General features: G+C 72.4%; 19 protein-coding genes and 1 pseudogene. 14 read left to right on the top strand and 6 right to left on the bottom strand.

Going from position 1 to position 17,847, the window contains the following annotated elements; translation table 11 throughout:
* Positions 1–27: 27 nt before the first annotated feature.
* Entirely contained in the window at positions 28–981 is a 954-nt protein-coding gene (locus ACIP84_RS11680; RefSeq protein ID WP_401797467.1) for a LysR family transcriptional regulator, read from the top strand.
* On the opposite strand, the gene ACIP84_RS11675 is transcribed toward ACIP84_RS11680, so the two are convergent.
* Complete coding sequence (locus ACIP84_RS11675; RefSeq protein WP_401797464.1) at positions 978–2,927, bottom strand: serine/threonine-protein kinase; 1,950 nt, start codon at positions 2,925–2,927, stop codon at positions 978–980. The genes ACIP84_RS11680 and ACIP84_RS11675 overlap by 4 nt on opposite strands.
* Before the next feature lie 294 nt (positions 2,928–3,221).
* On the opposite strand from ACIP84_RS11675, the gene ACIP84_RS11670 reads away from it, so the two are divergent.
* From ACIP84_RS11670 to ACIP84_RS11660, 3 genes are all read left to right on the top strand, one after another.
* A complete protein-coding gene (locus tag ACIP84_RS11670) occupies positions 3,222–4,163 on the top strand; it encodes an NADP-dependent oxidoreductase (protein ID WP_355964234.1) in 942 nt (313 codons plus the stop codon).
* Between the two features lie 237 nt (positions 4,164–4,400).
* A complete protein-coding gene (locus tag ACIP84_RS11665; protein ID WP_401797462.1) occupies positions 4,401–5,249 on the top strand; it encodes an FG-GAP repeat domain-containing protein in 849 nt (282 codons plus the stop codon).
* A gap of 204 nt (positions 5,250–5,453) precedes the next feature.
* Positions 5,454–6,368 carry a glycoside hydrolase family 19 protein gene (locus ACIP84_RS11660; protein ID WP_401797459.1) on the top strand — a complete coding sequence of 305 codons (915 nt, stop codon included), beginning with the start codon at positions 5,454–5,456 and terminating at the stop codon, positions 6,366–6,368.
* A gap of 4 nt (positions 6,369–6,372) precedes the next feature.
* Here the strand turns inward: ACIP84_RS11660 and ACIP84_RS11655 are convergent, their stop codons facing one another.
* Together ACIP84_RS11655 and ACIP84_RS11650 are read right to left on the bottom strand one after the other, a co-directional pair.
* On the bottom strand, positions 6,373–6,606 hold the full coding sequence (locus tag ACIP84_RS11655; protein WP_401797456.1) for a DUF397 domain-containing protein: 234 nt from the start codon (positions 6,604–6,606) through the stop codon (positions 6,373–6,375).
* Complete coding sequence (locus ACIP84_RS11650) at positions 6,603–7,439, bottom strand: helix-turn-helix transcriptional regulator (protein ID WP_401797453.1); 837 nt, start codon at positions 7,437–7,439, stop codon at positions 6,603–6,605. The genes ACIP84_RS11655 and ACIP84_RS11650 overlap by 4 nt, the downstream gene beginning before the upstream one ends.
* 157 nt (positions 7,440–7,596) lie before the next feature.
* Between ACIP84_RS11650 and ACIP84_RS11645 the strand changes: the two genes are divergently transcribed.
* Positions 7,597–8,013: a hypothetical protein gene (locus ACIP84_RS11645; protein ID WP_401797970.1), complete on the top strand. Its 417-nt coding sequence runs from the start codon at positions 7,597–7,599 to the stop codon at positions 8,011–8,013.
* A 9-nt stretch (positions 8,014–8,022) separates the two neighbouring features.
* A pseudogene (locus ACIP84_RS11640) lies at positions 8,023–8,356 on the top strand (VapC toxin family PIN domain ribonuclease).
* Positions 8,357–8,370: 14 nt separating this feature from the next.
* On the opposite strand, the gene ACIP84_RS11635 reads toward ACIP84_RS11640, so the two are convergent.
* Both ACIP84_RS11635 and ACIP84_RS11630 read right to left on the bottom strand, forming a co-directional pair.
* Positions 8,371–8,826 carry a MarR family transcriptional regulator gene (locus ACIP84_RS11635; RefSeq protein WP_355964229.1) on the bottom strand — a complete coding sequence of 152 codons (456 nt, stop codon included), beginning with the start codon at positions 8,824–8,826 and terminating at the stop codon, positions 8,371–8,373.
* On the bottom strand, positions 8,823–9,446 hold the full coding sequence (locus tag ACIP84_RS11630) for a DJ-1/PfpI family protein (RefSeq protein WP_401797450.1): 624 nt from the start codon (positions 9,444–9,446) through the stop codon (positions 8,823–8,825). The genes ACIP84_RS11635 and ACIP84_RS11630 overlap by 4 nt, the downstream gene beginning before the upstream one ends.
* A gap of 199 nt (positions 9,447–9,645) precedes the next feature.
* On the opposite strand from ACIP84_RS11630, the gene ACIP84_RS11625 reads away from it, so the two are divergent.
* From ACIP84_RS11625 to ACIP84_RS11615, 3 genes are all read left to right on the top strand, one after another.
* Positions 9,646–11,010: an aspartate aminotransferase family protein gene (locus ACIP84_RS11625; RefSeq protein WP_209495572.1), complete on the top strand. Its 1,365-nt coding sequence runs from the start codon at positions 9,646–9,648 to the stop codon at positions 11,008–11,010.
* A 68-nt stretch (positions 11,011–11,078) separates the two neighbouring features.
* Positions 11,079–11,786 carry a GntR family transcriptional regulator gene (locus ACIP84_RS11620; protein ID WP_355964227.1) on the top strand — a complete coding sequence of 236 codons (708 nt, stop codon included), beginning with the start codon at positions 11,079–11,081 and terminating at the stop codon, positions 11,784–11,786.
* A 198-nt stretch (positions 11,787–11,984) separates the two neighbouring features.
* Positions 11,985–12,635, top strand: coding sequence for a hypothetical protein (locus ACIP84_RS11615; RefSeq protein ID WP_355964225.1), 651 nt, complete (start codon positions 11,985–11,987; stop codon positions 12,633–12,635).
* A gap of 67 nt (positions 12,636–12,702) precedes the next feature.
* Here ACIP84_RS11615 and ACIP84_RS11610 read toward each other — a convergent pair whose 3' ends face one another.
* On the bottom strand, positions 12,703–13,407 hold the full coding sequence (locus tag ACIP84_RS11610) for an SLATT domain-containing protein (RefSeq protein WP_355964252.1): 705 nt from the start codon (positions 13,405–13,407) through the stop codon (positions 12,703–12,705).
* A gap of 267 nt (positions 13,408–13,674) precedes the next feature.
* Here ACIP84_RS11610 and ACIP84_RS11605 point away from each other — a divergent pair, with 267 nt between their 5' ends.
* The 5 genes from ACIP84_RS11605 (at position 13,675) to ACIP84_RS11585 (ending at position 17,796) form a co-directional block, all read left to right on the top strand.
* Positions 13,675–14,010, top strand: coding sequence for a YbaB/EbfC family nucleoid-associated protein (locus ACIP84_RS11605; protein WP_015034576.1), 336 nt, complete (start codon positions 13,675–13,677; stop codon positions 14,008–14,010).
* Between the two features lie 105 nt (positions 14,011–14,115).
* Positions 14,116–14,715 carry a recombination mediator RecR gene (gene recR / locus ACIP84_RS11600; RefSeq protein WP_041662562.1) on the top strand — a complete coding sequence of 200 codons (600 nt, stop codon included), beginning with the start codon at positions 14,116–14,118 and terminating at the stop codon, positions 14,713–14,715.
* 35 nt (positions 14,716–14,750) lie between these two features.
* Positions 14,751–15,413, top strand: a complete 663-nt coding sequence (locus tag ACIP84_RS11595; RefSeq protein WP_355964222.1) for a DUF5063 domain-containing protein — start codon at positions 14,751–14,753, stop codon at positions 15,411–15,413.
* Between the two features lie 50 nt (positions 15,414–15,463).
* Complete coding sequence (locus tag ACIP84_RS11590; protein WP_401797444.1) at positions 15,464–15,901, top strand: hypothetical protein; 438 nt, start codon at positions 15,464–15,466, stop codon at positions 15,899–15,901.
* On the top strand, positions 15,898–17,796 hold the full coding sequence (locus ACIP84_RS11585) for a tetratricopeptide repeat protein (RefSeq protein ID WP_401797442.1): 1,899 nt from the start codon (positions 15,898–15,900) through the stop codon (positions 17,794–17,796). The genes ACIP84_RS11590 and ACIP84_RS11585 overlap by 4 nt, the downstream gene beginning before the upstream one ends.
* Positions 17,797–17,847: the final 51 nt, after the last annotated feature.

Here is a 17,847-nt window from a genome sequence, read left to right as displayed (position 1 = left end):
CAAGATCTGCTGTGATAACCCATGGTTATGACCATGGACGTGCACGGGCGTGACCTGAGGTACTTCGTCGCCGTCGCCGAGGAGCTGCACTTCACCCGTGCCGCCGAGCGGCTGTACGTCTCCCAGCCCGCGCTCAGCAAGCAGATCCGGGCCCTGGAGCGGCAGCTCGGCGCACCCCTCTTCGACCGCGACCGGCACGGCGTCCGCCTCACCGCCGTCGGTACGGCCCTGCTGCCGCACGCCCGGGCCGTGCTCGCCGCCTGGGCGGAGGCGGACGGGGCCGTGCGACGGGCCCGCGCCGCCGATCGGTCCACGCTCGTCGTCGGCATGTCCACCAGCCCCGGGCGCGGCGGGCTGCTGCCCGCGATCCGCTCCCGCTTCACCGAGGCCCACCCCGAGGCCGTGCTCAAGCTCCGTCAGGTGGGGTGGGAGGACCCGACGGCCGGGCTCGCCGACGGCGCGAGCGACGTGGCGTTCGTCTGGCTGCCGCTGCCCGCGGCGGAACGCTTCCGCTGGGTCGTCGTGGCCGCCGAGCCCCGGTTCGTCGCCCTCCCGGAGACCCATCCGCTGGCCGCCCGTGAGCGCCTCGACTTCGCGGACCTCCTGGACGAGCCGTTCCTCGCCCTGCCGGCCACCGGCCCCGAACTGCGGGACCACTGGCTGGCGCTGGACTCCCGGGGCGGCCGCCCGCCGGTCGTCGGCGCGGAGATCGCCAGCGCCGACGAGACGTACGAGGCCCTCGTCGGCGGCCTCGGCATCTGCCTGGTCGCGGCAGGGAACGCCCCGCTCCTCGCCCGCGACGGCGTCGTCACCCGCCCCGTCGACGGCGTCGGCCCCAGCCACTTCGTCCTCGCGCACCGCGCGGACGACACCCGCCCCCTGGTCCGCGCGTACGCCGAGGCGGCGGCGGGGCGGCCGGGCGGGCCAGGGCAGGCAGGCCGGACGTGGCCGTCGGATGCGGCGGGGCGGCCGGGCTCCTAGGAGCGGTAGTACTCGTTCGGTTCGCCGTCGAGCATCGGGTAGACGAGGAGCCGGTCCTTGCCGTTCAGCTTGTCGACGAGGAGGTAGCGGGAGAGGCCCTCCTGGCACTCGCGGTCCCAGGCGTTGGTGTCCCGGGTGGCGGGGCCGACGATCAGCAGGTTGCCGACGCCGGCGAGGACGGCCGTGGTGCCGCAGGACCAGTCCTCGTCCATGAGCACGCCGTCGACGGTGCGCGGATAGCCGTCGAGGACGCTGACCACGGGGGACCCGACCGGACCCTGGGTGATCGTCACCTGCGAGGTGTAGCGCTCGTCGTTCTCGCCGTAGATCTCCGGGGCGGGGATGCGCGTCCAGCGGCCGAGGAAGCGGGCGGGGACGACCTCGGTGCCGGTGGGGGCCTTGCGGAAGGTGGCCTTGGCCGTGCCCGAGGTCCACTCCAGGACGTCGGGGGAGCGCAGCGTCAGCGTCTGGTGGGCGGCGGGGACGCAGCGCTGGGCGGGCACGCTGGTCGTCACGTCGGACTCGCCGAGGACGACCTTGTCCTCGTCGGCGGAGACGAGCCGCGAGCGGCCCATGCACAGGCGGTTCTCGGCGACCTGGACGTAGACGGCGTTCTTGGAGCCCGCCGCGCCCTGGCTGATCTCGAACCGGGCGGTCTCCCGCGGGTGGTCCTGGGAGCCCTGGACGACGCCCTCCCAGGCGCCGAGGAACGCGGCCGGGACGATGCCGGCGGGGCGGGCCGCGACGTTGCCCGTGTCGCTCGGGGCCCGGTTCTTCCGGTCGTCCATGCCGGTGTCCGGGTCGGGCCAGAAGGTGTACGTGAGGGTGGCCGCGGCCGCCACCGCGAGGGCCGCGAGCCCGGCGACCAGGCCCGTCCGGCGCGGGCGCCCGGCCTGCGGCTGGGGCGCCGTGGAGGCGGTGGACGGGAGGGGCGTGGGCGGGGTCGGGTCACCGTCGGCACGGACGACGCCGCCGCCACGAGCGCCGGCGCCGGTACCGCCACCGGCACTGCCACCACGCCCGGCCGCCCCGCTCCCGGTTCCCGTCGCGCTCTCCGTCTCCGCGTCGAGGAGCCGCGCCGCGTGCCGGCCGAGCCGGGCCAGGACGTCCGCCGGGAGCCAGGGGTCGGGGATCGGCAGCGTCTCCGCGATCTCGGCGGCCGGGGGCCGCGCGGCCGGGTCCTTCGTGAGGCAGGCCCGGATCACCCCGGACAGCTCGGGCGCCAGATCCGTCAGGTCGGGCTCGTCGTGAGCGATCCGGAACATGGTCGCGTGCACGCCGCTGTCCGCCGTCCCGAAGGGGGAGCGGCCGGTCGCCGCGTACGCCAGGACGGAGCCGAGGCAGAAGATGTCCGACGCGGGGGTGAGCCGGTCGCCCCGCACCTGCTCGGGCGACATGAAGCCGGGGGAGCCGACGACCGCGCCGGTGGTGGTCAGGTTGCCGCCGTCGGCGACGGTGTCGACGGCGCGCGCGATGCCGAAGTCGATGATCTGCGGCCCGTCGACGGTGAGCAGGACGTTGGACGGCTTGAGGTCGCGGTGCACGAGCCCGGCGGCGTGGATGTGCACGAGGGCGCGGGCGAGGCCGGAGGCCAGTGCCTTCACGGTCGCGGGCGGCAGCGGCCCGAACTCGTCGCCGACCACGGTCCGCAGCGACGGCCCCGGTACGTAGCCGATGGCCACCCACGGCGCGTCGGCCGCGGTGTCCGAGCCGAGGACGGGTGCGGTGCCCGTGCCGCCGACCCGCTCCAGGGAGGCGACCTCGCGGGCGAACCGGCGCCGGAACTCCTCCTGGGCGGCCAGCTCCGCGTGCACGACCTTCACCGCGACGGTCCGTCCGCCGGCCGAACGCGCGAGGAACACCCGGCCCATGCCGCCGACCCCGAGGCGGCCGAGCAGACGGAACGGGCCGATGCTGACCGGGTCTTCCGCGTTCAATGGGTCCACGTCGTCAGAGCATGCCAGACCGTGGGGCGGCAGTCCCTACCGATCGCATGCCGGACCAGGGGCGTCCGTCCCCGTCCCGTCCCGGTCCCCCGCCCACCGGACCGGGGGTGGCGGCGCCTGACGGGTGTGCGGTCACGCCGGGGTGCGTCGTGTCCCGCCGACCGGAGTTCGTCCTTCCGTCAACGAGGTCCCGCCGTGGGCCGGGCCCTGCGCGGGCGGCCCATCAGAGGTTGCCGGGGCTGTGGTGCGTGGGTGTAATGGCCACGAGGGGGCCTTCAGTCTGAGGAGAACCCCATGCGTGTCGTCGAAGTGACCGCCTACGGCGGACCCGAGGTCCTCAGAATGGCCCGCCGGCCCGAGCCGGTGGCCGGGGAGGTCCCCGGCAGGGTGCGCGTACGGCTCAAGGCCGCCGGTGTGAACCAGGCCGATGTGCGGATCCGGGCCGGTCTGTACGCCGGCGCGGTCGGCGATCTCAAGCCCCCCTTCGTCCTGGGGACGGACTTCGCGGGGAAGCTGCTCGATCCCGTGCCCGGGATGGCCGAAGGCACCCGTGTGGCCGGTTACGTCAACTGGTACGAGGAGCTGACCGGCGAGGGCACGTACGCCGAGGTCGCCTGGGTCGATCCGGACTGGCTGGCGCCGATCCCGGACGACGTGGATTTCACCGTGGCCGCGTCCGTACCACTGGCCTCGGCCACCGCCCAGCAGGGCCTCGACCGGCTCGCGCTTCCGCCCGGGGCGACGCTGCTCGTGACCGGTGCGAGTGCCGTGGTGGGCCGATTCGCGGTCCAGTACGCCCATGCGGCGGGACTGCGGGTCGTGGCCGTCGCCCACGAGGGCGACGAGAGCGAGCTGAAGATCCTCGGCGCGGACCACGCCGTCCCGCGCGGTACGCCGGAGGAGGTGGCCGCCCGGGTGAGGGAGGTCGCCCCCGAGGGGGTGGACGGGATCTTCGACGGTGCGCTCTTCGGCGGCGGGTCCCTCCCGCTGCTGAAGGACGGCGGCGCCTTCGCCGCGATCGCTCCCGACCGGATTCCGGTGGCCGAGCGGAACATCCGCGTCGAGGTGGTCCGGGCCCGCCCGGACGCCGCCCGGCTGAAGGAGACGCTGCAGCAGGTGGCGGACCGCAAGCTGATCACCCGGGTGGCCGACGTCATGCCGCTCGAGGAGGTCGCCGAGGCCCACCGCCGCGCGGAAGCGGGCCACCGGCCGGGACGGATCGTGCTCCTGATCTGAGGGGCCGTCCCTTCCCTCGCGCGGTACCCCCCTGGCTCCACGGGGACGAGGCCCGGGCCGCTGGCCCGGGCCTCGCCGTGTCCCTCTCCAACCTCCTCCAGAGGCAGGCTCTTTGGGCACCTTCACGTCCTGCCCACAAGGCCTTCGAAATTTCGCCAAATTTCGAACAGGTGTGGCAAGATTTCAAGATCAGCGGCGCGAGAAGTGCGCCGCCGAAGAGTCCCAGGGGGGAACCTGATGACCATCGTTCGACGTCGTCGTGCGCTCAAGGGCGCGCTCGTCGCCACCGCCGTCGCGGTCGCGACCGCGACCGTGGCCGGTACGGCCTCCGCCGCCGGCACGGAGCTGCCGGTGCAGCCCACGTTCGAGATGTACGGCGCCAACAAGCAGACCCAGGAACTCCAGGTCTGGTTCCCCGTCGGCGACGACATCGACACCATCGGTCCGCTGGACAAGGTCGCCGACGTCGCGGACATCGTCGTCGCCGACAACGACAACGACGGTCACGGGGAAGCCGAGTGGACCGTCTACAAGAACGGCCGCCTGGACTTCTACTCCACCGACAGCGACGACATCGACGGGAACGTCGTCGGCCGGGGCTGGAACATCTACTCCACGGTCCTCTCGCCGGGCAACGTCGGCGGCGCCAAGCAGGCCGACCTGCTCGGTGTCGACAAGACCGGTGTGCTGTGGAGCTACCTCTCGTACGCGAACGGCACCCTCACCCCCCGCGTGCGGGTCGGTGGCGGCTGGAACGCGTACACCCAGATCGCCGGCCAGGGCGACCTGACCGGTGACGGCAAGCCCGACGTCGTCGCCCGCGACAAGACGGGTGTCCTGTGGCTCTACAAGGGCACGGGCAACTACAAGGCCCCCTTCACCGGCCGTACGAAGGTCGGCTCCGGCTGGAACGCCTACGACCGGGTGCTGTCGACGGGTGACATCAACCTCGACGGCAAGGCGGACCTGCTCGCCCGCAAGTCGAACGGCGACCTGTTCAAGTACCTGGGCACGGGCAACGCCTCGGCCCCGTTCAAGGCGCCGGTCCGGGTCGGCGGCGGGTTCCAGAAGTTCAACCTGTTCTAGTCGCACCCGTCCCACCTGCGTGGTGACCGCATGACGGCGGCCCCGGGCTCGGAACTCCGAGCCCGGGGCCGTCTTCCGTGGTCCCGGCAAGCGGAATCCCGACCGCCACGATTTCTGGTCTGGACCTTGACAGGTCCAGACCAATCGCGCTTCGCTGTGCTTCCCATCCGGCCCCACCCGGCCCCACCCGGAAGGAAGTTACGCATGCTGCGTAAGTTGGTCACCTCGCTGGCCGCGCTCTGTACGGCCGTCGGACTCGCCGTCCTCCTCCTCCCCACCGCCTCCGCCGGCGCGGCCGCCGCCTGCGCCGCCGCGTGGAACTCCTCCGCCGTGTACACGGGCGGGATGACGGCCTCGCACAACGGCCACAACTGGTCGGCCAAGTGGTGGACCCAGAACGAGACCCCCGGCACGACCGGCGAGTGGGGCGTCTGGGCCGACCAGGGCGTCTGCGGCGGCGGACCCACCACCCCGCCGCCCACCACCCCGCCGCCGGCCGGCGGATTCGTGGTCTCCGAGGCCCAGTTCAACCAGATGTTCCCGAGCCGGAACCCCTTCTACACGTACGCGGGCCTCACGGCGGCGCTCAAGTCGTACCCCGGCTTCGCCAACACCGGCAGCGACACGGTGAAGAAGCAGGAGGCCGCGGCCTTCCTCGCGAACGTCTCCCACGAGACGGGCGGCCTCGTCCACATCGTCGAGCAGAACACGGCCAACTACCCGCACTACTGCGACTCCGGCCAGCCCTACGGCTGCCCCGCCGGCCAGGCCGCCTACTACGGCCGCGGCCCCATCCAGCTCTCCTGGAACTTCAACTACAAGGCCGCCGGTGACGCCCTCGGCATCGACCTGCTGAACAACCCCTGGCGCGTCGAGCAGGACCCGGCCGTCGCCATGATGACCGGCCTCTGGTACTGGAACACCCAGAGCGGCCCGGGCACGATGACCGCCCACAACGCCATGGTCAACGGCGCCGGCTTCGGTCAGACCATCTGGGCGATCAACGGCAGCCTGGAGTGCAACGGCCGCAACCCGGCCCAGGTCCAGAGCCGGGTCACCAAGTACCAGCAGTTCACCCAGATCCTGGGCGTCCCCGCGGGGTCGAACCTGTCCTGCTAGTCGGCTACTGCCACGCGACGAACACGCGCCAGGCGACGGGCTCCACGGTGAACGTGGGCCCGTCGCTCTGCTTGGAGTCACGGAGGTGGACGGCGTGGGGGGAGGCGGCGACCTCGACGCACTCGCCGCCGCTGTCGCTGCTGTAGCTGGACTTGCGCCAGTCGAAGGCCACTTCGACGCAGTTGCCGCCGCTGTCGCTGCTGTGGCTGGACTTGAACCAGTGCAGGCTCTTGCTCATGTTCCCTCTCCCGCCAACCGCTCGATGAGGCCCAGTGAGTAGCGAGGGTCCAGGGCCTGTGCCCGGATCTTCGCATAACGCTGTGCGTACGTACTCACCTTTGCCGGGTCGCTGACCAGCACGCTCTCGTCCTGTACCTCCAGATAGACGAGCCGGGTGTGCTCGTCCGTCTCGACCACGTTCAGCTCACCGCGCGCGCCCGCGTTCTCGCCGCTCAAGCCGACGTCCAGAGGCAGGACCTGAATGGTGACGTTCTTGCGCTGCGCGCACTCGATCAGATGGCGGTACTGCTCCCGCATGATCGCCTCGCTGCCGTACTTCCGCAGCAACACGGATTCATCCAGGATGAGTTCGATGAGCCGCATCGGCTCCTTGTCGAAGATCGCCTTACGGGCGATCCGCGCTGCGACCAGCTCCTGGACCCGGTCTTCGGTGGGCGTCGGGTACCCGCCCGCCATCTGGGCCCGTGCGTAGCCCTCCGTCTGGAAAAGGCCGTGCACGTTGGGCGTCGCGTACAGCTGGAGCCCCAGAGCCTTCTGTTCGATCGGCGCGTACTCCCGGAACTGCTCCGGGAGCCTTTCCAGGCGTACGAGCTCCCGCATCGCCTCGAAGATCCCCGTCCCGTCGCCCAGGACCCGCTCCAGCTGGACCAGCATGTCGTCGCTCACCGGTTGTGAGAGCGTCTCCATCGCGCTGATGGCCGCGCCGGTATACCCCAGCAGCGCCCCCAGCTGCTCTTGTGTGAGCCCCTTCCGCAGTCGCATTTTCTTGGCCAGGGCCGCAACCGTCCGCGCCGCAGGCCCCGCCGTTTCCTTGTTGTCCGCTCGCGCCATTCCCGCTCCCCATTCGGACTCAACCGATCTCAACCGGTCTCAACTGCTCCCCGCCGAATTCGACTGCCCGCAAGGCGCGTTGGTGCAGGTCAAGGGGTTGCCGACGCGCCCGGCACAGTCGTGGAAAACGCTAGCTTCGGCGCGGGAACATGTCCTCGTGAATGAAGAGAATCGGGACGTAAACGTGGATTGGATTCCAGTCTCCGGATTCCAACTCCGCAAGGCCGGGGTGCAATTCGACGCCGTTCGCGTCGACGGTGACGAGGGGCGGCGCCTCGCCGACCGGATGGAGGCGCTCACCGGGGGCGACCCGGGGCCGGTCGTGATCGAGGCGAACGGACGGCGCGGGGTCTACTTCCTCGTGCCGCCGGGGTCGACGGCGCGGAAGGCGTGGCCGCGCGGGGTGACCCGGTTCAACGCGGGACCCGCCCACGTGAGCTACGTTCCCGTGCCCGCCCTCACCGGGCGGACCTGGCCGCTGTCGTGGCGCTTCCCGCCGTCGTCGCCGGATCGCTTCGTCCATCCACTGCTGCTGAGGAGCGCCGTGACCGAGCAGTTCAACGGTGTGTCCTGACCACCCGGGCTGCTGGCCGCTCTTGATTCCACCCACCCCGAGAACGCGGCTGCCACCGAGGCGGGCCACGCGTGAGCTCGGCCGCGAAGCCGTGCTCAGCGCGGTGGACGACATCCGGCACTGGATGCGCCGGGGGCGGGTTTCCCTGCCGGAGATCACCGAGGATCATCTGGGCGCCGCCCCGATGACCCGGCTGCGCTACGCGGCGCACGACCTCGACCTGGCGGCTGCCGAGTACGACACGGATGCGATGCTCACGCTCGACCGTCGCGACTTCCGTGCTGTCCGCCCTCTCGGGCGGCCCAAAGCGTTCCGGGTGCTGCCCGACGACCTTCCGCTCTGAGTGCGGCCGACCGCCTACCGGGGCCCGGCCTCGACGGCCTCGAGGGCCGCCGACAGCCGGTCCAGGACCCGGACCGTCTCGTCGAAGGCCTCCTGGCCGCCCAGCTCGCGGACGAGCGCGGCCGCCAGTTCCGCGTGGCCCGGTTCGATGCGGGCGATGGCCGCCCGGCCCGGCTCGGTCGGGGTGAGGAGCTTGGCGCGGCGGTGGGCCGGGTTCGGCTCGTACGCCGCGAGTCCCTCCCGTACGAGCAGGTCGGCGATCCGCTGGACGCTCTGCCGGGTGATGCCCATGGCCCGGGCGATCCCGGCGACCGGGAGGGGTTCGGGGAGGACGGCTCCCAGGACCTGCCACCAGGCGGCGGTCAGCCCGGCCGGCTCGGCCAGCTTCTCCGAGACGGCGAGGAACTGGCCGTTGAGGCGGAAGACGCCCAGGGCCGTGCGCGAGAGGGCGTCCTGCTGCTCGCGGCTCATGAGTTCAGCTCGACGAACGCCGCCGGGTCCGAGTCGTGGAAGAGGCGGTACCAGGCGTCCCGCTTCCCCTCGTACGCGCCGAGCACCGCGAAGACCTCGCGGGCGAACGCGACGGGCTCCGTCGGGCCCGCCGTGATCAGGTCGCCGGTCCCTGCCTCGCCCTCGGCGGTCACCGCGTCCGTGTCGACGTAGTGCTCGCCGCCCTTGTAGCCGGTGGCGGCCAGGTAGAAGGAGACCGCGCTGGTGTGCGGGCGGTCGTCGAGCAGGCCCTCCTTGGCGAGCCCGGCGGTGGCGCCGCAGATCGCGGCGACCGGAACCCCGGCGTCGAGGAAGGCACGGGCCGCGGCCGGGAAGGCGGCGAGCTCGTCGCCCTCGTCGTACTTCTCGGCGCCCGGAAGGATCAGCAGCTCGCTGTCCTCGGGCCGGAGGTCGGCGAGCGCGAGGTCCGGGATGATCCGGAGGCCGGCGAGGGTCGTGACGGGCTCTCCGGCGACCGGGCCGACGGTCCGGACCGTGTAGCCGGCGCGGGCGAGCCAGGCGGTGGCGTGGCCCGTCTCCCAGTCGGCGAGCGTGTCGTAGACGGCGAGGTGGACGGTCTTCGTACCGGTTTTCGTTCCCATGGCTGACCCCTTGGTCGGTGTGGTCGGTCCCTCGGTTCCGCTGATGACAACAGACTGTCATGTCGACAGGATGCTGTCAATCATGTGAAGGGATGCCGCGCGGATTCCGCGGCACGGAACAAGGTGTCGCGTCCGCCCCGGTCTCGGTGGACAAGATGGCCATGGCCCGCCCTACCTGCGGTTCCTTACCCTCGACCCCATGACCCCTCATGTCATCGAACCCGATCCCCAGGCCGGGGCCGCCGTCAAGGCCGCCGACCGCGCGCACGTGTTCCACTCCTGGTCCGCCCAGGGCCTGATCGACCCGCTCGCCGTCGCCGGCGCCGAGGGTTCGTACTTCTGGGACTACGACGGGAACCGCTACCTGGACTTCACCAGCGGCCTCGTCTACACCAACATCGGCTACCAGCACCCCCGCGTGGTCGCCGCCATCCAGGAGCAGGCCGCGAAGCTCACCACCTTCGCGCCCGCCTTCGCCATCGACGTCCGCTCCGAGGCCGCACGCCTCATCGCCGAGCGCACCCCGGGCGACCTGGACAAGATCTTCTTCACCAACGGCGGCGCCGAGGCCGTCGAGAACGCCGTCCGCATGGCCCGGCTGCACACCGGCCGTACGAAGGTGCTCTCCGCCTACCGCTCGTACCACGGCGCCACCTCCACCGCGATCAACCTGACCGGTGACCCGCGCCGCTGGGCCTCCGACAACGGCTCCGCCGGCGTCGTGCGCTTCTGGGCGCCGTTCCTCTACCGCTCGCCCTTCTACGCCACCACCGAGGCGGAGGAGAGCGCGCGGGCCCTCCAGCACCTGGAGGACACGATCGCCTTCGAGGGTCCGGCGACGATCGCCGCGATCATCCTGGAGACCGTGCCCGGCACCGCCGGCATCATGACCCCGCCGCCCGGCTACCTCGCCGGCGTCCGCGAGATCTGCGACAGGTACGGCATCGTCTTCGTCCTCGACGAGGTCATGGCGGGCTTCGGCCGCACCGGCAAGTGGTTCGCCGCCGAGCACTTCGACGTCGTGCCCGACCTGATGACCTTCGCCAAGGGCGTGAACTCCGGTTACGTGCCGCTCGGCGGCGTCGCCATCAGCGAGAAGATCGCCGCCACCTTCGACAAGCGGCCCTACCCGGGCGGACTGACCTACTCCGGTCACCCGCTGGCCTGCGCCGCCGCCGTCGCCACCATCCAGGTGATGGAGGACGAGAAGGTCGTCGAGAACGCCGCCCACATCGGCGAGAACGTCCTCGGCCCCGGCCTGCGCGAGCTCGCCGAGCGCCACCCCTCCGTCGGCGAGGTCCGCGGCCTCGGCGTCTTCTGGGCGCTCGACCTGGTCAAGAACCGCGAGACGCGCGAGCCGCTCGTCCCGTACAACGCGGCCGGCGAGGCCAACGCGCCGATGGCCGCCTTCGGCGCGGCGGCGAAGAAGAACGGCCTGTGGCCCTTCGTCAACATGAACCGCACCCACGCCGTCCCCGCCTGCAACGTCACCGAGGCGGAGGCCAAGGAGGGCCTCGCAGCCCTCGACGCGGCCCTCACCGTGGCCGACGAGCACACCGCGTAACCACGGAAACGGGGCGGCCCCTTCCGTCTGGACTAGGGTGTCCGGAGCCGGACGGAGGGGGCCGACCCATGCCCGCGAGCGGAGCTGTCACCCGCAACACCTTGCGACAGCAGATCGCGGACGCGCTGCGTGACGAGGTGCTCGCGGGCCGTCTCCGGCCCGGCGAGGAATTCACCGTCAAACAGATCGCCGACCAGTACGGCGTCTCCGCGACCCCGGTGCGCGAAGCCCTCGTCGACCTCTGCGCGCAGGGCCTCCTCGACTCCGACCAGCACCGCGGCTTCCGCGTCCACCAGTACTCGGTCGACGACTACCGGGGCATGGTCGAGGCCCGGATGCTCGTCGTCGACGGCATCTTCCGCCGCGACGCCGCCATGGTGCCGCCCCGCTCCGCGGTCACCGAACCCGACCTCGGGATCGGCGTCGCCCTCGTCTCGATCCGGCGCAGGGGCGAGGCCGCGGCCCGCGCCGCCCGCGCCGGCGACCTCGACATCCTCATCGGCTACGACATCCGCTACTGGCGCGAACTCGCCCGGCTCGTCGCCGCCAACGACCACATCGCCGACTTCCTCCACCGGCTCCGCGTCCAGGCCTGGGTGTTCTCCGTCCCCTACCTGCGCTCCGAGCGGGACGTCCTCGGCTGGCTGTGGAGCGGGCACGTCGACCTGGTCGACGCGATCACCCGCGGTGACGCGCAGGCGGCCGTCGCGGTCGTACGGGAGTACAACGCGCACTCGATGGAATGGGCGGGGTATCTGGAGGCCCGGGCCCGCTGAGGCCGGGGCCGGCCGGCGTGTACCAGGGGCGGGGTGCGTGGGGCCGGGGCCGGAGTTCGGGTTGAGGCCGGGCCTCCGGGGGCAGTTCCTCAGCGGGTGGACGGTGTCCGTGGGGCGCCGACTAACCTGGCCGTCCCTGCAAAAGCCTGGCGTACGCCCTGCGAGCGTCCCCCGCAACTGACGGAGAGCGAGCCTCCCTTGGCCTGTGACCTGTGGCTGGTCCCCCTCGTCGACGTGCTGTGCCACAGCCCCGACAACCCCTTCGCCGAAGAGATCGCCGCGTACGACGCCGTGCTCAGCGCGTCCGGTCTGCCGACCGTGCCCGTCTACGCGTACATGCCGGGACTCTCCGGCGACGTCGCCCCGATCGCCGGCTTCGACTACGAGGCCCTGCACTTCCTGCGCCGCGCCTACCTCCTCCAGATGTGCGGACTGCCGGTCGAACCGGTCGGCGAGCTCGGCGGGGACTACGAACAGCTCCTGGAGATGTTCGAGGCGACCGCCCAGCAGTCGCACCTGGTCTGGCACTACGACCACGCGGGCGCGTACGTGCCGGTCGACTTCCCGGTCCCGCTCGCCAGCGACGAGCTCCTGGAGGGCGGCGGGCCGCTCGGCTCCTCGTACGGGCTGCTGCGCGAGCTGGAGTTCGTCGCGCCCTCGATCGGCATCGACCCGTCGAACCCGCCGGCGCCCCCCGTACCGCCGGAGCGGCCGACCACCCTGGAGGAACCGGCCGTACCGATTCCGCTGGACGGCGGCCCCTTCGCCCGGGAGCGCCATGTGTGGCTGGGGCTGCACGCGGCGGCGACCCGGAGCCTGGCCCAGGGCTCGATGATCATCCTGAGCTGAGCTCCGCGCGTCCGGCCCCGAGCCGGCCGATCCGCGCCCACGGCCCCGAGGGGCCCGGAGGCCTGCGTCAGCGGGCCTCCGGGGGCCGCTGACGCGGCATGTTCGGCCGGGTGCCCGGCGGCAGCGGGAAACGGCCCGAGGGGTGATGGCTCTCGGCCCGCGCGGGCATCACGCCCACCGACTGGAGCGCCAGCGGCGCGGGGCCCGAGCGGAACTCGACCATCCAGTCCGCGGTCTCCGCCCGTACGAGCTCGGTCACGTCCTCCGAGAAGCGGCGCAGCACGCCCAGACAGCGCTCGGCGGCCTCGCTGGCGGTGCCCTCCGTGGGCCCCAGGACCTCCCTGACGCTCTCCGAGGCCCAGTCGAACTGCAAGGCCTGGAGACGCCGCTGCACGGCCTGTGCCGTCGCCACGTCCCTTATCCAGCCGGACGTCAGACCGAAGTACCGGTCGCAGGCCAGGCAGGCGGCGCCGAGCAGCAGCGAGAGGTAGCCCCAGCCGGCGGTGCCCTCCGCGACGCCGGTCAGGTCGAGCAGCGGGAGCGCGGCGCCCGCGATCACCCCGGCGGCCGTGCCGATCCGCAGGATCCGGGCGCTGCGGCGCTTCCAGACGCGGTCGGAGAGGTACCACTCGGCGGTGCGCAGGGCATGGGACTCCACCCAGCGGTACAGCTCGTCGAGCCGCTCGGCGGGCTCGCCCCAGTCGCCCAGGGGGAACGGCGTACCGGTCAGATCGCGGTGGACGTCTCCCCCGGGGGGCCCCGGTGGCTGCATCTCCGGCTGCTGGCTCACCGGGGGACTCCTCTGTTCAGCTCAGTGCTCGTGTCCTTCTGTGACGTGCGGTGCACGTGGTGCCTGCCCTTCCTACCGCCGAATGGTGGGCGGCGGGCCCGGAATCCCAGGATCTCCGCCCGCAAGGGGGTCTTGATCAGGTAGAGGAGCCCGCAGTTTCTCACCCGAAAGAGTGGTGGAGCAGGGGGGCCGGGGACCACGTAGGCTCGGCGTACCGACATACGGACGTACCGAACCTCAGGAGTGACCGTGATTCCCGGTGGTGGTCAGCCCAACATGCAGCAGCTTCTCCAGCAGGCCCAGAAGATGCAGCAGGACCTCGCCCGCGCCCAGCAGGAGCTGGCGGCGACCGAGGTCGACGGACAGGCGGGCGGCGGCCTGGTCAAGGCGACCGTGACCGGCTCCGGAGAGCTGCGCGGCCTGGTCATCGACCCCAAGGCGGTCGACCCGGAGGACACCGAGACGCTCGCCGACCTGATCGTGGCCGCCGTGCAGGCCGCCAACGACAACGCGCAGCAGCTCCAGCAGGCCAAGCTCGGCCCGCTGGCCCAGGGCATGGGCGGCATGCCCGGCCTCGGCTTCTGAGGCCTTCCGGGCGCGGGCCTTCCCAGGCCTCTCCTCCCGTGGGCTTCTTAGGCTCGCTTTAAGCCACTACCGTAAGAATCAAGCACTCCCGTGAAAGGGCGTTCCGTGTACGAAGGCGTGGTTCAGGACCTCATCGACGAACTGGGCAGGCTGCCCGGCGTCGGTCCCAAGAGCGCGCAGCGGATCGCCTTCCACATCCTCCAGGCCGAGCCGACCGACGTACGGCGTCTCGCGCACGCGCTCCTGGAGGTCAAGGAGAAGGTCAGGTTCTGCGCGGTCTGCGGCAACGTGGCACAGCAGGAGCAGTGCAACATCTGCCGGGACCCGCGCCGCGACCTGACCGTCATCTGTGTGGTCGAGGAGCCGAAGGACGTCGTCGCGATCGAGCGGACCCGCGAGTTCCGGGGGCGGTACCACGTCCTCGGCGGCGCGATCAGCCCGATCGAGGGCGTCGGCCCGGACGACCTCCGCATCCGCGAGCTGCTCGCGCGGCTCGCCGACGGCACCGTCACCGAGCTGATCCTCGCGACCGACCCGAACCTGGAGGGCGAGGCCACCGCGACGTACCTGGCGCGGATGATCAAGCCCATGGGACTCAAGGTGACCCGGCTCGCGAGCGGGCTCCCGGTCGGCGGCGACCTCGAGTACGCCGACGAGGTGACCCTCGGCCGTGCCTTCGAGGGACGGAGGCTGCTAGATGTATGACGACCGGGCCGGCGCGCTCTCAGGGAGGCTCCTCGATGTCTGACCCCACGCTGCACGCGATCACGCAGAACCCCGACGACTTCGCGGTCCAGATCGCCGACTCCATCGAGAGCTTCATCGTGGCGACCACCGAGGTCGCCAAGGGCGACGAGCCGGACAGCGCGGTCCCCTTCATGCTCCTGGAGATCTCGCAGCTGCTCCTCGCGGGCGGACGGCTCGGCGCGCACGAGGACATCGTCCCGGACGAGCGGTACGAGACGGACACGGGCCCGGAGCCCGACATGGACGACCTGCGCGAGCGCTTCGCCGTGCTCCTCGAACCGGTCGACGTGTTCTCCGAGGTCTTCGACCCGTACGAGCCCCGCAAGGCCCCGGTCCCGGCCCGTATCTCCGACAACCTCGCCGACATCGTCGCCGACCTCCGCCACGGCCTGGCCCACTACCGCGCCGGCCGTACCAGCGAGGCCCTGTGGTGGTGGCAGTTCTCGTACTTCTCCAACTGGGGCCCCACCGCCTCGGCCACCCTCCGAGCCCTCCAGTCCCTCGTCGCCCACGTCCGCCTCGACCAGCCCCTCGCGGCCCTCGACGGCCTCGACACGGACGAGGACCTCACCGAGGACGACCTGGCCGAGGAGGCGGGCCGCGTGATGGCGGAGGAGATCGGCGCACCGCTGGGCATCCGGACGCTCAAGAGCTGACGAACGACGAACCGCTCCCGCCCGACGGCCGATTGCCCCATGATGTGCTCATGGCAGCAACGGCCCGGTCACAGGCCCTCCTCCGGAGCGGAGTCGGCGTAGCGGCGGCCGGCGTCGTCGCGCTCCTCGTCGTCGCCTTCGTCGACCTCGGCAAGGCCGACCAGATCGCCAGCGTCACCGGTGTCGTCCTCGCCGTCGCGGGCCTCGGGCTCTCCCTCTGGGCGCAGTTCGGGCACAGCGGCGGCCGGGCCGCCCCGGTCGAGGCGTCCGGCACCCGCTCCGTCGCCGCCGGCGGAGGCATCGGGACGGTCGTCACCGGCGACGGCGTGCGCACCCCGCCGGCCTCGCCTGCCCCGCCCGCCGGCGCCCCGCCCGCCGGTGGCCCCACCGCCGGGCCCGTCACCGCCTCCGGCCCCGTCACCGCCTCCGGCGAGCGGTCCGTCGCCGCCGGCGGGGACATCGGGAACGTGTCCACGGGCGACGCGTGAGCGGGGGCGTCGAGGCGTCGGGGGAGCGGTCCGTCGCGGCGGGCCGGGACATCGGCTGGGTGCACACGGGGGACCGGGTGACGGTGCTGCCGCCCGCCGCCCTCGCGCCGGTGCTCTGCCCGCCGGGGCTGGTCAACGTGCCGCGCAGGGCCGCCCACTTCGTGGGGCGCGGCGCTGAGGGCGCCGTGCTGGACGGGGAGTCGGAGACCGTGGTGATCTGCGGCCTCGGCGGGGTGGGGAAGTCCTCGCTGGCCGCCCGCTGGGCGCTCCGGCAGGCGGTGCACCGCAACCCCGTCTGGTGGATCAGGGCGGAGAGCCGGGTCGACGTGGACGCGGGGCTCGCGGGCCTGGCCGCCGCGATGCAGCCGGAGTTGATCGACGTATTCCCGCAGGAGGCCTTGCGGGAAAGGGCGTTGCAGTGGCTGTCGACGCACGACGGATGGCTGCTCGTGCTCGACGACGTCACCGATCCGGGCGATGTGGAGGGCCTGCTGGCCAGGGCCGGGGGCCGGGGACGGGTCGTGGTCACGAGCCGGACGACGGACGGCTGGTGGGGGATCGGACGGGTTCTGGCGCTGCCCGTGCTGGCGGCGGCCGAGGCCGTCGAGTTGTTCACCCGGGTCGCCACCCACGCGGGACCCCGGGACACGACCGGCGCCGAGGAGCTCTGCGAGACCCTCGGGCAGCTGCCGCTGGCCGTGGAGATCGCCGCCGCGTACTGCGGACGTACGGCCACGGCCCCGCGCGCGTACCTGGCGGAGCTGGGCCGGAGCGGCGGACTGGGCAACGCGGAGGAGGCCGTCGCCCGGGCGCTGCGCGTCACGTTCAACCGGCTCTCCGCCACGAACCCGTACGCGACGGGGATCCTCCGGTTCCTCGGCTGGTTCGCCCCCGACCGGATTCCCGTGCTGCTCCTGCCGCCGTTCCCCCGCGTCCGGGAGGCGCTCGGCGAGCTTGCCGCGCACAGCATGGTCACCCTGCACGAGGACGGCTCGGTGTCCGTCCACCGGCTCGTGCAGGCCGTCGCCCGGCGTCCGCCCGCCGGGGACGAGCATGTGCGGCGGGAGGCGGCCGCGTGGGCCCGCGGTCTCGCGGAGACGGCGTTCGCCCACGCCGCCCCGCTGGACGAGGCGGACCCGGCCCACTGGGAGACCTGGCGGGTGCTGCTGCCGCACGTCGAGGCGTACCTGCGGCACACTGACCCCGCGGAGGACGGCGAGGCCCTGCTCGCCGTGCTGGCCGCCGCGGGTGGGTACCTGAGTCTGAACGGGCTGTACGAGGAGGCGGCCGACGTGGCCGGGCGCGCGCTGGCCGGCTGTGAGCGGCTGCTCGGCCCGGAGGATCCGGTCACCCTCGACCTGCGCGGCGCACTGGCCGAGACCCTCGCCTCGGCGGGACGCGCGGACGAGGCGATCGAGGCGGCGGCCGCGGTGGTGCGGAGCACGACCGAGGTGCTGGGGGCCGACGACGTACACGCGCTCAGGGCGCGGTGCTGCCTCGCGAAGGCCCATCTGAAGGCCGGGCTGCCCCACCGGGCGGCCGTCCTCCAGGAGAGCGTGCTCGTGGACATGGCCCGTGTCCTGGGCGCGAAGGACCGGGAGACGCTGCTGGCCTGCTCCGAGCTCGCCGGGATCTACCAGGCCCTGAACCGGACCCGCCGGGCGGTCTCGCTGGGCGCGCACGCGGCGGCCCGGATGAGCGTCGTCCTCGGCGAGGAGGACATCGACACCCTGGTCACCCGGATCAATCTGGCCGGCCTCTACGCCGCCGGGGGCGCGACCGACCGGGCCCGCGCCGACTACGAGGAGCTGCTGACCGTCTGCGCACGCCTCTTCGGCGAGCACCACCCGTACACCGTGCACGTGACGGAGGCGCTCGCACTGCTGGACCGATGATCACTACGTGAGCGCTCCGTCTCAGCATCCGATATCACGTAGGCGTTCGCG

Origin of the sequence: Streptomyces sp. NPDC088707 (assembly GCF_044752725.1) — a bacterium.
Classification (GTDB): domain Bacteria; phylum Actinomycetota; class Actinomycetes; order Streptomycetales; family Streptomycetaceae; genus Streptomyces.
The sequence above is the reverse complement of the archived record's forward strand: the minus strand, read 5'-3'. Positions and strand labels throughout refer to the sequence as shown.

Excerpts from the sequence above, each read along its gene's own strand:
- ACIP84_RS11665 (WP_401797462.1), top strand. The coding sequence starts at position 4,401 with ATGACCATCGTTCGACGTCGTCGTGCGCTCAAGGGCGCGCTCGTCGCC.
- ACIP84_RS11625 (WP_209495572.1), top strand. The coding sequence starts at position 9,646 with ATGACCCCTCATGTCATCGAACCCGATCCCCAGGCCGGGGCCGCCGTC.
- ACIP84_RS11595 (WP_355964222.1), top strand. The coding sequence starts at position 14,751 with ATGTCTGACCCCACGCTGCACGCGATCACGCAGAACCCCGACGACTTC.
- ACIP84_RS11655 (WP_401797456.1), bottom strand. The coding sequence starts at position 6,606 with ATGAGCAAGAGCCTGCACTGGTTCAAGTCCAGCCACAGCAGCGACAGC.
- ACIP84_RS11590 (WP_401797444.1), top strand. The coding sequence starts at position 15,464 with ATGGCAGCAACGGCCCGGTCACAGGCCCTCCTCCGGAGCGGAGTCGGC.
- ACIP84_RS11620 (WP_355964227.1), top strand. The coding sequence starts at position 11,079 with ATGCCCGCGAGCGGAGCTGTCACCCGCAACACCTTGCGACAGCAGATC.
- ACIP84_RS11680 (WP_401797467.1), top strand. The coding sequence starts at position 28 with ATGACCATGGACGTGCACGGGCGTGACCTGAGGTACTTCGTCGCCGTC.
- ACIP84_RS11635 (WP_355964229.1), bottom strand. The coding sequence starts at position 8,826 with ATGAGCCGCGAGCAGCAGGACGCCCTCTCGCGCACGGCCCTGGGCGTC.
- ACIP84_RS11670 (WP_355964234.1), top strand. The coding sequence starts at position 3,222 with ATGCGTGTCGTCGAAGTGACCGCCTACGGCGGACCCGAGGTCCTCAGA.
- ACIP84_RS11650 (WP_401797453.1), bottom strand. The coding sequence starts at position 7,439 with ATGGCGCGAGCGGACAACAAGGAAACGGCGGGGCCTGCGGCGCGGACG.
- ACIP84_RS11630 (WP_401797450.1), bottom strand. The coding sequence starts at position 9,446 with ATGGGAACGAAAACCGGTACGAAGACCGTCCACCTCGCCGTCTACGAC.
- ACIP84_RS11610 (WP_355964252.1), bottom strand. The coding sequence starts at position 13,407 with ATGCAGCCACCGGGGCCCCCCGGGGGAGACGTCCACCGCGATCTGACC.
- ACIP84_RS11660 (WP_401797459.1), top strand. The coding sequence starts at position 5,454 with ATGCTGCGTAAGTTGGTCACCTCGCTGGCCGCGCTCTGTACGGCCGTC.